Origin of the sequence: Galliscardovia ingluviei (genome assembly GCF_014635685.1) — a bacterium.
GTDB classification, from domain to species: Bacteria; Actinomycetota; Actinomycetes; order Actinomycetales; family Bifidobacteriaceae; genus Galliscardovia; species Galliscardovia ingluviei.
Genome location: NZ_BMDH01000001.1, coordinates 734686 through 750271, shown reverse-complemented (window position 1 = coordinate 750271; position 15586 = coordinate 734686). Strand labels below are relative to the sequence as shown.

Genomic DNA, 15586 nt, shown 5'->3' with positions numbered 1-15586 from the left:
ATACTAAGAGCGCACAGGATTACAAAGTGAGGTTCAATGCGTCGAGGAGTATTGCAAGCTGGCGAAAAAGTTCAACTTACCGATCGCAAAGGTAAATTCATTACCATCCAGCTCGTCACCGGTGGAAGCACTGATACGCAGCGTGGTGTTATAGCACATGACGATATTATTGGCAACGTTGAAGGAAGTGTTATCACCACGCATAGCCATGGACTTTCTGCACGCAGTAGTGCAGATACTGATGCTACTGCTGATGCCGTGTCGCCTCAAGAGAGCACAGATGCAATGAGCACAGCAGATACAACAGATACAACAGAGACAACAGGTATAGCAGACGTATTCGCAGGTGCCGATGAGAAAAAGCCGTGGAAGCGCTCGCGTGCTATTGGCGGCTGGCAGTATACGGTGATGCGTCCTCGTTTGATGGATTTTATTCTCTCCATGCCTCGTGGTGCGCAAATTATGTACCCGAAAGATATTGCCCAAGTTCTTGAACTTGCAGACATTCGTCCAGGTATGCGCGTGTTGGAATCTGGTGGCGGATCAGGAGCTATGAGCTTGCATATCCTAGAAGCTGTTGGAGAAGCTGGCGAGCTTACTACTATCGAAATGCGTCCTGAATTTGCCAAAGTTTGTGAGGGCAACGCGACTGTGTGGTTTGGGCAGTTCCCATCATGGTGGAATATTCGTGTTGGACAATTTGATGAAGTGGCACAAGAACTACCCGAACAATACTATGACCGAGTGGTTCTTGATATGCTCGATCCATGGAATCGTGTTGAAGGCTTACAACGCGTGCTAGTTCCGGGCGGTATTGTTGTCGCTTACGTGACTACCACTACACAAGTGTCTCGTTTTGCCGAAACATTACGCGCTTCTGGCTCATTTACTGATCCACAAGTGAGCGAATTATTAGAACGCCAATGGAAAGTTGATGCGCTTGCGGTACGACCACAGCATGACATGATTGGCCATACAGGATTTTTAGTGGTCTCACGCATGATGGCATCAGGAGTGAATGCTCTGACTCGAAAAGAGCGCAGCACTAAGGATAGCGTTACCGATATTGATTCACTATCACCTGAGGAACAGCAAAAGCGGTTAGAAGAGCTGACATTGCGTGATATTTCTGATAGGAAATTACGTAAAGTGCTGCATGATTTAGAGACGCAAATCTCATATTTGCCTTAATCTCACGCTACACTGGAGGAGTATCGGCATAGTCCGTCATAGAGTAATGAGGCAATATGGCACATTCGGCGCGAAAAATGTTGAGTTCACGAGTGAAAGAATATCCTTATATTGTGCTGGTAATGCGCCATGGTGAGGCTCAAGACAGAGGCAAGCATGGTGACTTCGATCGAGAGCTTTCTGAAAAGGGCAAAAAACAAGCGAAACGTGTTGCTAAGGGACTTGATCACTGCAATATTATTCCTGATGCTATTGTGTGTTCGCCAGCCAAACGCGCAAGTCAGACTATGGATCGATTGCTGAAACGATTCGGGGATAAACCGCGTGTTGATCTTGATAAAGACTTATACGATGGTGGTATTGACGCGATCATGCAGCAATTGAGGCAGGCTCGCCAAAGTACGCATACCTTGATGATTATTGGACATGAGCCTATAGTTTCTATGGCATGTCAATGGATTGCCAATCCAAAAACAAGTTCGGATGCTGAGGGCATGCTTGGCATAGGTTTATCTACAGGATCGGTGGTAGTACTTGGATCCAAACAGCCAATTAGTCAGTGGAGTGTGCGCTCAGCTGATGTGCTTGCAGTATTAAGACCAAAAGATTTAGCGGATTAACACTGTTGCACATACTAGGTTGCTGTAATACTTGTAATACTGAATTAGCATAGAACAGGTATGATAGTGCTATGACTATGCCAGTAGAGCCGCAAGCATCATTATCAGCACGAACACTAATTCGAGCAGGACTAGCAGATATACAGCGTGCTCGAACACTGTGTGAGCAGCTGGATAGTTTGCATATTGATCGCTATACATCGCAGGACGTGTTACTGTTTTTGCCAACATGTGCGGATCCTGACACGGCGCTCTACTATAGTGTGCAAATTGCTCAAGCTGTAGTTGAGCAACATACGCAAAAGGTATTAAGTGAGTTGAGCAGGACGGCGCTACAACAACTTATTGCAGTGCTTGGCTCTTCAGAAGCAATGGGCAGATATATTGCCAGTAGACCTGCATTACTACAAGGGCTAGGGGTAAGTCGCGAGGATATACTTGTCTCGATCAAACATCGACAGATTCGAATGAAACAAGCACTCTGTGCTGCTGTTCCACAACTCAATACCTTACTTGATTATTGGCAACAAGCTTCATCAGCATCAGCAGACGAACATGATGATGTTTCCCTGACACATCCTGATGCATTACTTACTGCAACACAACTTGCCCATGCCACCACAGCATTGCGGTATGAATATCGCAGGCAACTACTCGAAATTATGGCAGTGGATACAACAGCAGGCGATATTGTTGAAATTCAACCAAGTATTGCTACGGCATTATCTGATATTGCAGATTGTGCCCTCCATTTCGCACTGGCGCTGGCACAATTAACTGTTGCTCATGCACATGAATGTGCTTTTGCCGTTATTGGCATGGGCAAACTTGGAGCTCGGGAATTAAATTACGTCTCTGATGTCGACCTGATGTATGTGGTAGAGCCTAAAGAGGGTAGTGAAATTCGTGGAGAAGCACTGACCAGACTGGGAACAAAAATTGCCACTACGATGCAACGCATTATTCAATCCCCAATGCCGGGTGTTCATGAAGGACCGCTTTGGCAGATTGATACTGCGCTGCGCCCTGAAGGCAAAGATGGTCCGCTAGTACGCACCTTGACCTCATATATGGGTTACTATGAGCATTGGGCAGAAAATTGGGAATTCCAAGCCTTGCTTAAAGCTCGATGTACAGCAGGAGATACTAGCCTAGGCGATCAGTTTGTTCAGCGCACTCGGTCTTTGGTCTGGTCAGCTTCTGGACGGCCAAATTTTGTGCATGACTGCCAGAGGATGCGCCAACGAGTGGAGTCTTTAATACCGCCAGCGCTCAAAGACCGCGAAATTAAGCTGGGTAAAGGTGGCTTGCGCGATGTTGAGTTTACTGTGCAAATGCTCCAGCTTGTACACGGTAGAACTGACGCTACGTTACATGTGCGCGCCACATTAGAAGCATTGCGCGCTTTGGCATCTGAAGGTTATGTTTCAAGGAATCAAGCAATAGAGCTTGCCAGCGATTATAGCTTTGAGCGTGTGCTTGAACATCGTGTACAAATGTGGTCATTGCATCGCACGCACCTCTTCCCAGATTTAGGTGAGGGCTCCATCGGCGGTCTTGAGTCTCCCCGCCAAATAGAGGCAGGCAGTCTTGACACCAATGTGGAATTACGTAGATTAGCGCGAGCATTACATGTTCACCCTGAACAACTTGTTGAACGATTTGATACCACGCGCCAGCGCATACGACGCTTGCACTTGGAAATTTATTATCGACCCATGCTTCCCAATATTGCAACGCTGGGAGATAACGAAATATCGCTTAGTCCTGAAGCTACACGAGCAAGATTTGAAGCAATCGGTTTTGCTGATCCAGATAATGCCATGCGACATGTGCAAGCACTAACTGCGGGAGTGAGCAGGGCAGCGAAAATTAATCGTATTATTTTGCCAGCAGTATTACAATGGCTTGCTGATGGGCAGAACCCTGATATGGGATTGCTGGCTTGGCGCAAATTAGAAGAGCAATTTGGTCAAGGCAGTGAGTATTTAGGTTTTCTTCGTGACTCACAATCCGCAGGGCGCAGATTGTGCCATGTCCTCAGTAATTCACGCTTCTTAGCAGATGCTATTGCTAAATCGATGGAATCACTGACATGGTTAGGCAATAATGAGTTACTTACAGCCCGCTCGCGTGAAAGTTTGCAAACACAAGCCTCGGGTGCGTTAGTGCGTTATGCGGATCGGCTTGAAGAGATTGCCACAGTGTTGCGAGCTATGCGGCGCCAAGAAATCGAGCGTATCGGTCTAGGCTGGATGAGCAGCGTTATTAGTGACAGTCAAGCCATTACAGCGATGAGCGATGTAATTGATGTGATTATCGATAGTGCAGTGCACTGGAGTATAGAGTATCAAACGCGCACTCGGTTTGGTAAAACTCTGGCCCATATCGCTGTTATTGCGCTTGGACGCTATGGAGGTGCAGAAGTGAATTTCTGTTCTGATGCCGATGTCATGCTTTTATATGAACCGTATGAAGGTGCTGACGAAGTGCAGGCGCAGCAGTTTGCAAAAGCAGTAACTGATGATATACGCAAAATACTGATGGGACCAGTAAGTACCGAAGGCAGAATTGAGCTCGATCTTGATTTGCGTCCTGAGGGCAAAAATGGCCCGCTTATTCGTTCATTGCAATCTTGCCGTGAATATTATGATCATTGGGCGAGCACTTGGGAACGTCAAGCACTACTTCGTGCTCGTTTTGCGGCAGGTGATCAGCATTTAGGCGAGCGGTTTATTCAAGAAGTAGTCAATCCTTTCCGCTATCTACCGCGTACTCTTCATGAGAATGAATTAACTGAAATACGTACGCTCAAAGCGCGCATGGAAGCAGAACGTTTGCCGCGTGGTGTTGCAAAAGATCGTCATATGAAGCTTGGCAAAGGTGGTTTATCAGATGCCGAATGGACGATTCAGCTGTTGCAATTACAGGTTGCACATCAGTATGACGATGTGCAAGTGACCTCGACGTTATTGGCATTAGATGCCCTAGAGGCACATGATTGTATTACTGGTCCGGATGCGCAAGCTCTGCGTACTGCTTGGATATTAGCTACCAATGCGCGTAATGCAAACTATGTGTGGTCAGGCAATGCGAATCGTTGTGATATTTTGCCAGACGACACATACTCTTTGGGTGGTATCGCTGCGGTATTGAAATATCCGGCTCGTCATGGGCAAGATTTTGAGAATGAGATTTTAAGTGCCATGCGACGGTGTAGGGAAGTAACAGAACGCCTGTTTTATGCTCGCAATTCGTAAATATGCGAGTATACCACATTTCTGGTATGAAGGGTATCGAAATACTTGAGGTATTCGTTATAACGCGGCATCGGCTTGCATTAAATACACGTTCTGTCGCAGCATTTTAGCTTGTGCGCGCGTTAATTCATCATCGCCAAGCATATCGCGGATAGTCTCAAGCTCTAGTCTAAATGCTCGCATACGCAGTTCGTCAATGCCTTGAATTGATGGCAGCGTGGCAAGACCTAAGCCTTTAGCTGGCGGCATCAATGTGGCCAGTGCTCCTCGATACTCGCCAATAAGACGCGCAATAGTTTCCGCATTATCAATATCGCCAACTACAAGAGTACGCAAATACGCAATAGCTTCTTCAAATAAGCGACGTTGAATGCGGTGAGTTTGTTCAGATTTTGCTGAGCTCGCATGCCATAGCGCACGACAACGAATCAGGAGATTGCGTGCAAGAGGATGAACATGTGGACGATGCGTGATACGGGCTTTGGTGCGTGAAAAACTTGCTGCATCTAAATGAGATAGTGACAGCTCAATGCGCTCAAGTAGAGGCTGCGCAGCTGGAGCATCTTCAGGATGCGCGTGAACATATTCGGTAAGCCATTCACGCTCCCACTGCAATACATCAGCACGCACTGCATTTTCTCGTATCATACGCTCCTTGGGCACTGCCTGACGTACACGCTCAATGCGGTCAGTATAAGAGTGCAAAATTACTTGAAGTTCTGCATGATTTTGTGGTGTATCCAACTCGGCAATTTTTGCTAAAGTTCTGCGCAGCATTTCTACTTGGACATGCGCATAAGCTAAACCTTGATCATCGTCATCTGCCGGGGCTAGAAGTGGCAACATAATATTGGCCAGCAGCAAGGAAACTACAATATATCCAGCAACAATAAAAAGCAAAGCTTCACGTAGCGGAATATGTGTAGACAAATCAATAGCATAAGGCAAAGTAAATGCCAATGCTAAGGAAATAGTTCCTTTTGGTCCGCCAAACGTCATTACAGCAGCACTGCGCCAACGCTTTGGTGTCATTTTTCTGCGTTTGCCAGTAGTGAGATCTTTTGCGGTGCGCAACATAACTGCCATCCAGATAAAGCGTAGCAGCAAAGTTACTACTGTTAGTACAGCAATAGCGAGCAACAGCATGCGCGTATCGACATTTGGGTTTATCCAACTTGAACGCAATGCTTGTGGCAGCTCAATACCTAACAGTACAAAAACCGCGCCGTTAAGCGAAAATTCTATAAACTGCCACACGGAATTTGAGACCAAATTAGTACGCGCTATATCACTTCCCACGCCATAGCGGTGGAATGTAATCACTAATCCTGCAGTAACTACTGCTAATACTCCAGAAACATGAGCAAGCTCGCCGCACAAATAGGCTGCAAAAGGAATCAGAATCTCAATACCAATGCGCATAGTGGTATTTTCTAAATGTGCGCGGCGCAGTAAGAACACCAGCCGATTAGACAACACGCCAATACATGCGCCAATACCAATGCCGATAACAAAACTGGTGCCAATCGACCCGACAAAGCGTAGAGGGTAGAAGGTGGCGCCGAGTGCTACGGTGGTCGCCCATTGAAAAGCTACAATACTAGCTGCATCATTAAAAAGGCTTTCACCTTTCAAAATATTGAGTTGTCGGTTGGTGATATTGGCTTCTTTGCCCAAAGCACTCACCGCAACAGCATCAGTTGGACCTAACGTGGCACCTAAAGCCAATGCTGCAGCAAGAGGTACAGCTGGCCATAGCACATGTAGGGTGACGCCTGAGACCAGTAGCGAGAGTAATACCAGCCCAACTGCAAGGGATAGTGAAAGCCCTAAATTACTCGCTACTTCGCGACGTGGTACATTGCGTGCTTCAAGGAAGAGCAGAGGCGCTATGAAGAGCACCATAAAAAGTTCTGAATCAATAGTGAATTTTGGTAGCCCTGGAATGCAATACCAGATAATTCCTAATGCAATTTGGACAAGTGGGGTGGAAACTTTGGGAATAAAACGGCTTATCGCGGAAGAAATTAATACAGCAATTAAAATTTCTAAGACGAGACCAAGCTCATTCATACTCTACATTCCCAACCCCATTGCACAACACTACTGCTTGTAGCATAGCAGAAAATGCAATATCGATAGGTAACGTTCTCAATTCGCGCAATAGTTTATGACAAAACGAGTTGTCCAGAATGTGTCGGTATTTTGCATTCGTCTGCTCAGTCTACTATCCTGAATCAGGTCACGAGTTAGCTGGCCGACAAGACTGTACGTCAGAAAGGCGAAGGCATGTCCGCATCACAGCTCGCAAGTAATGCTGAGCAAGCATTTGTCGGTTCTTCCGTTGTTACATTAGATGATTTAAGTCGCGAACAAATTCAATTATTGCTAGCTAAAGCTGCATATATTGATGCGCATCGTAAAGAGGTAGCCCATACTTGTGATGGTCGTATTATTGCTACCTTATTTTATGAGCCAAGTACGCGCACGCGATTGAGTTTTGAAACTGCAATGCTGCGTTTGGGCGGTCATGTGATTGGATTTGCAGGTACGCAGTCGTCATCAGTTTCTAAAGGCGAATCCATAGCCGACACTGTGAAAACCGTGTCAAATTATGCTGATGTTATCGCTATGCGACATCCAAAAGAAGGCGCAGCATTAGTAGCAGCTCAAGCGGCCAGTATTCCGGTAATTAACGCCGGAGATGGTGGGCATATGCATCCTACGCAAACACTTGCCGACTTATGCACGATTGAATCTCGTTTTAGCCGCATAACTCATTTAACGATTGGGTTATGCGGTGATTTAACATTTGGGCGCACTGTACACTCACTGATTGAAACGCTGTGTCGTTTTGGTCATATTCAGTTTGTGCTTATCAGCCCAGATGAATTGCGCTGCCCACAATATGTTCTCGATCGCATTACTGCTTCACCTACCTGCTCCTATGTGGAAGTGCGTGATTTAACTGCTGTAATCGGTGATCTCGATGTCCTTTACATGACTCGTGTGCAGCAAGAGCGCTTCTTTAATGAAGATGATTATTTGCGCTTGCGCGATACTTATATTCTTGATACCGATAAAATGCGCCTTGCCCGAGAGGATATGGCGGTATTACACCCGTTGCCACGTGTTAATGAAATTGATGCCAAACTAGATGCCGATCCTCGCGCCGCCTATTTTGAACAAGTGCGAGCTGGTATGTTGATGCGTATGGCATTGGAAAGCTCGGTGCTTGGCGATGCGCTTGAAGGATTTGATGTGGCAACTGCTGCTGAGGCGATGTCCTACGATTTTGAAGACCCTGTACATGCACGATAGTGCATAGAGCACGGCTTGCACAGATGCGGTATTGCAAATGTGGTGTAAGCAGTGCTATACAAGCACATCACAAGTGAATACAAAATTTAGAAAGTTCATATAGGGCAAATAGGTCGAATCCATGCACACCACACGTCAGGGGGACATATGGAAGTAACGAGCTTAACTGAAGGTATTATTATTGACCACGTTCCAGCGGGAACGGCATTAAAAGTATTGCAACTGCTGCATATTGATCCAGCACACACCACACTTGCGCTTATTATGAATACCTCTTCAAAGCGCTATGGTAGTAAAGATATTATTAAAATTGAGGGCAATCAGCAGATTGATTTAGCAGTGCTTGGCTTGGTGGCCAGCACAGCAACAGTTGATATTGTGCAAGGTGGCGTGATTGTTGAAAAACTTAACCCCACTTTGCCGACACATGTAACAGATGTGATTACCTGCGTCAATCCTCGTTGCGTTACCACAATTGAGCGTGGATTAAGTCAGCGCTTCCACTTGGTTAATGAGCTAACGCACGAATATCGTTGTGATTACTGTGATGAAGAGGCCAAACTATGAGTGAGCAGTCAACGATTACATTACGCGGTATTCGAGTATGGGATACCGGCGAAATTATTGATGTGATTATTCCACAATTGCGCGATGGGTATGCACAAGAAGCGCAAAGCGCACCTATCTATGAACACGTCGAGCGAGAACAGTCAGTTGAAATAGACGCATCAGGGCTCACCTTAGCTCCCGGATTTGAAGATCCTCATGTGCATTTTAGAGACCCAGGTCAGCGTGACAAAGAAACCATGCAAACTGGTAGTTTGGCAGCAGCATTCGGAGGGTATACCCATGTGCTGATTATGCCTAATACCGAGCCAGCAATGGATGGGCGCACAGTGCAAGTTGGAGATCAACAGATTAATGCACTTGAGTATGTGCGCCAATGGGAATCCAATAATTATTCACTTCCAGTACGGTATTCCGTGTGTGTAAGTGCTTCACTAGGCAGACTCAGTAAGAGTGCAACTCCTGCTCAGTATTGGCAACAGTATATGCCACAAAGTCGTGATGAACGCCAATTAGCGTTACGTCATCCTGTTATTGCTATTAGTGATGATGGCAGTGCGATTACAGACACGGTATTGCCAGATACTATTGCTGCTGCCCAACGCACAGGTATTCTTGTGGTTGATCATTGCGAGCACCATGATACGGGTGTAATGAATGCTGGTCAGACAGCAAACAAGCTTGGGGTTCCAGGTATTGATCAACGTACTGAACTCAAAATTGTTGAGCGCGATATTGCCGCCGCACGTGATAGTGGTGTGCCAGTGCATTTGCAGCATATTTCTACAGCTCTTGCAGTAGAGGCAATTCGCCAAGCAAAAGCTCAAGGCATTCCTATTACGTGTGAGACGGCTCCTCACTATGTAGCATTATGTGATGAAGATGTTGCGCAATTAGGTACTGCGGCAAAAATGAATCCTCCGTTACGTTCTGCTCAAGATAGAACTGCAATCAGGGCAGCACTAGCTGATGGCACCATTGATATGATTGCTACTGACCATGCACCGCATACGGCGCAGGAAAAAGCGCAGGACTTGCTTCACGCTCCTAATGGCATTATTGGCTTAGAAACAGCTTTTGCTGTCTGTTACCAAGCGTTAGTAGATGCTGGTTGGATGGATGAACAGGCGTTAATTCATGCCATGTCAGTAGCTCCGGCGCAGCTTATGGGTCATCAGGCTACGGATATTGCTGCATTATTGAACACTAGTGCGGCTTGTGCTACAAGGCGTGTGCTCGATTTGCGCCATGTGGAACATCCTAAGGCAGTAGACCTCGTAGTGCTTGACACTCACACTCCTTGGACGATTGACGCACACAGTTTCCACTCTAAGGCTCGTAATTGTCCATTTGATGGTTGGCAAGTTCATGCGCGCGCTGTTGCTACTATTATCGGCTCGCAGCTTGCATCCAGCCGCATTAGTCCAACACAACAGCTCATGCCTAACAGTACCCAAGCTTAGTACATAGCATCTTTAGTACATGGCATATGAGTACGTGGCATAGCGCCACAGCGAAAGAAGAAGGATATGGATCGACTGATAGCAGCCATTGAACAAACGCAAAATCCCAGTGTAGTAGGTTTAGATCCTACCCCTGCACTAGTACCGTCAATTATCGTTGATGAAATGCGCGAGGAAGTAGAGCAAGAAGTTGATGCTGAGCAAGAACATGAGCTTGCAGCATATGCTATTGCTTACTTAGAATTTAACCGAGCTATTATTGACGCTGTTGCTGATATTGTGCCAGCAGTAAAGCCACAAATTGCTATGTATGAGGCACTCGGCGCAGCTGGACTTGACGCTTACACCATGACCTGTGAATATGCGCAAAGCAAGGGACTGTATGTGCTTGGCGATATTAAACGTGGCGATATTGGTTCTACAGCTGCCGCCTACGCTGCGCATCTTGCAGGGTTTGGCGCGCACAGTGGGCATGTTGATATGTGGCATGAGGATGCGATAACCATAAATCCATACCTAGGTTCTGATGGTGTAGAACCCTTTATCAATGCTGCAAACGCCCATGATCGTGATGTATTTGCTCTTGTGCGCACATCAAATCCTTCAAGTGCTCAAATTCAGGAGGTAGAACTTGCCTCCGGAATGCATCTATACGAGCATATTGCTGGTTTAGTCGGTGAATGGGGCAACAGCAGCATTGGTGAGTATGGTTACAGTCGTCTTGGCGCAGTTGTTGGCGCAACGCACCCTGAGCAAGGTCAAGCATTACGTGCTCGTATGCCGCATACGTTCTTCCTTGTTCCTGGGTACGGGGCACAGGGTGGTACTGCAGCTGATGTGGTTGGCATGTTTGATACTCAGGGTAGTGGCGCTATCGTCAATTCTTCACGAGGCATTATTGGTGCGTGGAAGAAGCAAGAGCCAACATCATATATGAGTGCTCAAGATGCGCTCGATCATGTTGCGGTGTGTGCAAGAAAAGCAGCATGCGCTATGCGTGATGATTTACAGTCGGCGTTAGCTGAGCGCTAAGTCTTTTCGATTGCATACTTAATCAGGCTCTTATTCACCCGATACTTACTCACCGCATTCAACTGGTAAATACACAAACAAACTGAAAACGGTATACGGACACTCGAAAACACAAGACTACGCAGCATTGATAAGTTGCCGTAAGGAGATGGTATGACAGCATCCACGCCAGTAAGTCAGCCGATGGATACTACGTTACAGGCTGATACTACACTACTAGGTGATGTGCCGCCAATTGTTCAATACGCACTTCAAGCAGGATTCAAAGCGCCACGCCATGAGGTTCGTGTGCATCATGTTCAGCCATTAACAGATGGCGTTATAGAATTTGCGATTATTGACCCATATATTGCACGCCACGCTCAAGCAGGGCAATTTATTAACCTCTATTCGCATGATGATATGCGCTTAATGCCGCGTCCTTTTGGTGTAGCACAAGTTCAAGGCGATGTAGTTTCTGTTATTTTTGCTGTAGTTGGTGAAGGTACTGAAGAGTTTTCCCATATGCGACAAGGCGATACTATTGATGTATTAGGTCCTTTAGGAAAGCCATATGCGATTGATATGCCAGCTCATTATGTGCTGGTTGGCGGCGGTTTGGGTGTGCCTCCTTTAATTCGTACAGCCCAGCTCTTGCGTCAGCAGCATGCTGAACATACATCAACAGATACTGCTAGTCGGAGTGTAACCACCGCAGTACTGGGATATCGCAATGTACATTTTGCTGACTCCATGATGCAAGCCTATGCTGATCAGACATTAAGTATTGACGATAGTCAAGGCAATGTTATTGATGTATTGCAACATGATATTGCTCAGCATATTACTGTGGTGACAAGTGATGAACGTGGATCTGGTCACATGGCAGTGGATGAGCAGGGATTACCGTATGTGTTGCTCAGTTGCGGTCCGCATGGCATGATGAAAGCCGTGGCACATTGGGCAGCTGAGCATCATATGCAATGTCAATTAAGCCTTGAACAGAGGATGGGCTGTGGCTATGGCACCTGTGTAGTGTGTACCGTTGATACTGCTCGAGGTCGCTTAAAAGTGTGTAATGACGGTCCTGTGTTTACGCGAGAAGAATTGGGGTGGAACTAATGATAAATGTGTATGAGCCTCACGAATGGAAACATGGCACCGTCGTTGCAGGCGTACCATGGAAAAACCCCGTTGGTACTGCTTCGGGTACCTTCCAATTGGCAGCAGTGCGTGATTATTATGATGTTTCACAGATGGGTGCGATTAGTACAAAAGGCGTATCGCCAATTCCGTGGGAGGGTAATCCTTCGCCTCGCTGCGCTGAGTCTCCTGCAGCAAATGTGAATGCTGTTGGTCTGCAAAACCCAGGTGTAGATCATTATTTAGTTGATGATTTGCCGAAGTTAAAAGCTATGGGCGCTACCGTGATTACTAATGTTGCTGGCCATAGTGATGATGATTATGCTCAGGTAGTGACTAAGCTGGCAAGCCACGCCTCTGACATGCTCGAAATCAATGTGAGTTGCCCGAATGTGTCTCATGGTGGTATGTCAGTTGGAACAGATCCTGTAGCCCTCTATAAACTGATTGCTCATTTACGCACACTTACTGATAAGCCAATGATCGTGAAGCTATCTCCAAATGTGACCGATATTGTGTCAGTTGCAAAAGCTGCGGTAGATGGTGGTGCCGATGCATTGAGTATGATCAATACGCTTGTTGGTATGCGTTTTGACACGCGCACGGGTAAGCCTATTATTGCCAATCGAACAGGTGGTGTTTCAGGTCCTGCATTATTGCCTATTGCACTGGGATTTGTGTGGCGTGTGCGTCAAGCGTTGCCCGATATTCCAATTATTGGTATCGGCGGTGTAGATAGTGGATTGAAGGCTTTGGAGTTCTTGTATGCTGGCGCTAATGCTGTAGAAGTTGGTTCGGCAGCACTATTTGACCCTATCGCACCGCTGCGTATTGCCCGAGAGCTCGATGATTTGCTTGATACTCGTCCACAGTTAGCAAATCTGCTTGCAGAAGGCAAAACGTGGAAGTAAGCGCGTCGTAGTGTCATAAGGCGTACGCAGTCATATGCAGATGTCCCTAGTCATACGCAGAAATTTGTAGCCATACGTAGATATTTGTAGTCAAACGTAGCCCTGCGTAGACATACAAGTTGTACACAGTTACACGCGGCTATATCAGATGTATATAGTGAACTTAGACGATGAGGAGTTATCAGATGCAATCAGCAGAAGAGATGCAAGAGACAGAACAAGCACAAGATATGCATGAGCAATTTACGCAGTTTTTATTAGATTGCCAAGCATTACGATTTGGTTCATTTACCCTAAAATCAGGAAGAATTTCGCCATATTTTATCAATGCTGGCGCTTTTAATACAGGAGATCGTATTGCGCGTCTCGGCGCATTTTATGCGCAACGTATTGTTGAAGCTCAGCGTGAGGGAGTGCTTCCTGAACGCATTGATACTATTTTTGGTCCTGCTTATAAAGGTATTCCTCTAGCCGTTGCAACAGCAATTGCATTACAGCGTGATTTTGGCATGCCAGTGGGGTACACCTTTGACCGCAAAGAGCGCAAGGATCATGGCGATGGTGGCATGATGGTTGGCACGCCGCTGACCGATAATATGAATGTGCTGATGGTCGATGATGTGATGACTGCTGGCACCGCTGTGCGTGAAGTTGTACCTAAGCTGCGTGCAGAAGCAAACATACATCTTGCGGGACTGGTGCTTAGTGTGGATCGTGGCGAGCGTGCCGGTGATAGTGAACTTTCTGCAGTAGCAAGCGTAGAGCAGGAGTTTGGATTCCCTGTGTTGGCTATTACTGATGTGCGTCATATTTTTGCAGCAGGTAAGCAACTACTCGATGCTGACGGGCAGCCATATGTTAGTGAGGCTATTGACCAAGCAGCACACGAGTATTTAGCTCGCTATGGCGCATAAGTTTGCAATACAGCAGTATTTTGATGAAAGCTGAGGCAGTCCCAAAGAGATCATAGATATGGATACTTTGTTAAACTGTCTCAGCTGTTTACCGGCATATGGTTTTCGACTAGATACCTGCGTAATTGATTAGTCCTTAATCAAGGTATAACCGTGCTCGTCGATAACTTCATGAAGCCGTTCAATATAGGTTTGCGCAGCTTGTGACAGCTTGGCGCGCTCATTGGCAATCCAACCAACCAGCATAGTTTCATCGGTAGCTAACGGCACAGTAACAATTTTTTCGCTGTTCAAATCTTCATTATCAATACCAGAGCAGACGGTAAAACCATTTAATCCCACAATAAAATTCAAAATAGTAGCGCGGTCAGTAACATTGATTTGTCGGGGCGAATACTCTGGCCATACTGCTTCTTCTGCAAAATAGAAACTTCCTTCCGCGCCCTGCTCGTACTGGATCCAAGGATACGGGCGCAAATCCTCCATAGTTACTACTTTTTTGCCAGCGAGTGGGTTGGATCGTGAAAGAAAAACGTGCAGATTAGCGCGGAAAATAGGATGGAATGTCAGGTGCTTTTGCCGCAATAATTTGCTAATAACATCCTTATTAAAATCAGATAAGTATAAAATACCTAATTCTGACTGCATAGTAGCGACTTGCTCAATAATATCGCGGGTGCGTGTCTCTCGGATGGTGAACTCGTATTCATCAGATTGGATGGATTCAACTAACTTCACGAATGCTTCAACTGCGAACATATAGTGTTGTGTGGAGACCCGGCATAATTGTTTGCGCGGCTTGGCGCTGTGATAACGGTCTTGTAATAGCGAAACTTGGTCTAATACTTGGCGAGCATAGGTGAGGAATTCTGCACCATCAACAGTTAATGCAATACCTTGTGAGGAGCGGGTAAAAATTTCAATACCCATTTCTTTTTCTAAATCTTTTACCGCAGCAGAGAGCGCGGGCTGTGAAATATAGAGTTCGTGGGCGGCTTCATTCATGGAACCGCATTCAACTATTTTGACAATATAGGATAATTGCAGCAAGGTCATAAGCGTATCCTATCGAAGTATTGAGCTGGAAAGTAATAATATTCCAACTCTTTGCATTTTTGGTTATAGAGTATAGTTTGAACGTGTTGCTGTACTGTGTTGTATCACATGTTACCGTAGTATGATACT

The 15586-nt window shown here is 46.1% G+C and carries 12 protein-coding genes; 10 read left to right on the top strand and 2 right to left on the bottom strand.

The genetic code is table 11. The features are described from left to right. Nucleotides 1-36 precede the first annotated feature (36 nt). The 3 genes from IEU85_RS03120 (at nucleotide 37) to IEU85_RS03110 (ending at nucleotide 5071) form a co-directional block, all read left to right on the top strand. Nucleotides 37-1191: a tRNA (adenine-N1)-methyltransferase gene (locus IEU85_RS03120; RefSeq protein ID WP_188354748.1), complete on the top strand. Its 1155-nt coding sequence runs from the start codon at nucleotides 37-39 to the stop codon at nucleotides 1189-1191. 56 nt (nucleotides 1192-1247) lie between these two features. Further along, the gene (locus IEU85_RS03115; protein ID WP_188354747.1) at nucleotides 1248-1811 is read left to right on the top strand and encodes a SixA phosphatase family protein; all 564 of its coding nucleotides are present in this window, start codon (nucleotides 1248-1250) and stop codon (nucleotides 1809-1811) included. Between the two features lie 71 nt (nucleotides 1812-1882). Next, nucleotides 1883-5071, top strand: coding sequence for a bifunctional [glutamine synthetase] adenylyltransferase/[glutamine synthetase]-adenylyl-L-tyrosine phosphorylase (locus tag IEU85_RS03110; RefSeq protein ID WP_443093419.1), 3189 nt, complete (start codon nucleotides 1883-1885; stop codon nucleotides 5069-5071). Between the two features lie 57 nt (nucleotides 5072-5128). On the opposite strand, the gene IEU85_RS03105 is transcribed toward IEU85_RS03110, so the two are convergent. Next, nucleotides 5129-7144, bottom strand: coding sequence for a cation:proton antiporter (locus tag IEU85_RS03105; RefSeq protein WP_188354746.1), 2016 nt, complete (start codon nucleotides 7142-7144; stop codon nucleotides 5129-5131). Between the two features lie 216 nt (nucleotides 7145-7360). Here IEU85_RS03105 and pyrB point away from each other — a divergent pair, with 216 nt between their 5' ends. The 7 genes from pyrB to pyrE all read left to right on the top strand — a co-directional run bounded on the left by pyrB (nucleotide 7361) and on the right by pyrE (nucleotide 14401). Beyond that, nucleotides 7361-8392: an aspartate carbamoyltransferase gene (pyrB, locus tag IEU85_RS03100; protein WP_188354745.1), complete on the top strand. Its 1032-nt coding sequence runs from the start codon at nucleotides 7361-7363 to the stop codon at nucleotides 8390-8392. Between the two features lie 147 nt (nucleotides 8393-8539). Next, a complete protein-coding gene (locus IEU85_RS03095; protein WP_188354744.1) occupies nucleotides 8540-8959 on the top strand; it encodes an aspartate carbamoyltransferase regulatory subunit in 420 nt (139 codons plus the stop codon). Further along, complete coding sequence (locus IEU85_RS03090) at nucleotides 8956-10422, top strand: dihydroorotase (RefSeq protein WP_188354743.1); 1467 nt, start codon at nucleotides 8956-8958, stop codon at nucleotides 10420-10422. Before IEU85_RS03095 ends, IEU85_RS03090 begins: the two co-directional genes overlap by 4 nt. Nucleotides 10423-10488: 66 nt before the next feature. Then, nucleotides 10489-11454, top strand: coding sequence for an orotidine-5'-phosphate decarboxylase (pyrF, locus tag IEU85_RS03085; RefSeq protein ID WP_188354742.1), 966 nt, complete (start codon nucleotides 10489-10491; stop codon nucleotides 11452-11454). A 183-nt stretch (nucleotides 11455-11637) separates the two neighbouring features. Next, entirely contained in the window at nucleotides 11638-12555 is a 918-nt protein-coding gene (locus IEU85_RS03080) for an iron-sulfur cluster-binding protein (RefSeq protein WP_188354999.1), read from the top strand. Further along, nucleotides 12555-13487, top strand: a complete 933-nt coding sequence (locus IEU85_RS03075; RefSeq protein WP_188354741.1) for a dihydroorotate dehydrogenase — start codon at nucleotides 12555-12557, stop codon at nucleotides 13485-13487. The genes IEU85_RS03080 and IEU85_RS03075 overlap by 1 nt, the downstream gene beginning before the upstream one ends. A 185-nt stretch (nucleotides 13488-13672) precedes the next feature. Further along, the gene (gene pyrE, locus IEU85_RS03070) at nucleotides 13673-14401 is read left to right on the top strand and encodes an orotate phosphoribosyltransferase (RefSeq protein ID WP_229714702.1); all 729 of its coding nucleotides are present in this window, start codon (nucleotides 13673-13675) and stop codon (nucleotides 14399-14401) included. Between the two features lie 129 nt (nucleotides 14402-14530). Here the strand turns inward: pyrE and IEU85_RS03065 are convergent, their stop codons facing one another. Continuing rightward, a complete protein-coding gene (locus IEU85_RS03065; protein WP_188354740.1) occupies nucleotides 14531-15457 on the bottom strand; it encodes a LysR family transcriptional regulator in 927 nt (308 codons plus the stop codon). Nucleotides 15458-15586 lie beyond the last annotated feature (129 nt).

What these genes read in the sequence shown, in the direction of transcription:
- IEU85_RS03090 (WP_188354743.1), top strand. Translation starts at nt 8,956, where the DNA reads ATGAGTGAGCAGTCAACGATTACATTACGCGGTATTCGAGTATGGGAT.
- IEU85_RS03110 (WP_443093419.1), top strand. Translation starts at nt 1,883, where the DNA reads ATGACTATGCCAGTAGAGCCGCAAGCATCATTATCAGCACGAACACTA.
- IEU85_RS03115 (WP_188354747.1), top strand. Translation starts at nt 1,248, where the DNA reads ATGGCACATTCGGCGCGAAAAATGTTGAGTTCACGAGTGAAAGAATAT.
- pyrE (WP_229714702.1), top strand. Translation starts at nt 13,673, where the DNA reads ATGCAATCAGCAGAAGAGATGCAAGAGACAGAACAAGCACAAGATATG.
- IEU85_RS03075 (WP_188354741.1), top strand. Translation starts at nt 12,555, where the DNA reads ATGATAAATGTGTATGAGCCTCACGAATGGAAACATGGCACCGTCGTT.
- IEU85_RS03095 (WP_188354744.1), top strand. Translation starts at nt 8,540, where the DNA reads ATGGAAGTAACGAGCTTAACTGAAGGTATTATTATTGACCACGTTCCA.
- IEU85_RS03120 (WP_188354748.1), top strand. Translation starts at nt 37, where the DNA reads ATGCGTCGAGGAGTATTGCAAGCTGGCGAAAAAGTTCAACTTACCGAT.
- IEU85_RS03065 (WP_188354740.1), bottom strand. Translation starts at nt 15,457, where the DNA reads ATGACCTTGCTGCAATTATCCTATATTGTCAAAATAGTTGAATGCGGT.
- pyrB (WP_188354745.1), top strand. Translation starts at nt 7,361, where the DNA reads ATGTCCGCATCACAGCTCGCAAGTAATGCTGAGCAAGCATTTGTCGGT.
- IEU85_RS03080 (WP_188354999.1), top strand. Translation starts at nt 11,638, where the DNA reads ATGGATACTACGTTACAGGCTGATACTACACTACTAGGTGATGTGCCG.
- pyrF (WP_188354742.1), top strand. Translation starts at nt 10,489, where the DNA reads ATGGATCGACTGATAGCAGCCATTGAACAAACGCAAAATCCCAGTGTA.
- IEU85_RS03105 (WP_188354746.1), bottom strand. Translation starts at nt 7,144, where the DNA reads ATGAATGAGCTTGGTCTCGTCTTAGAAATTTTAATTGCTGTATTAATT.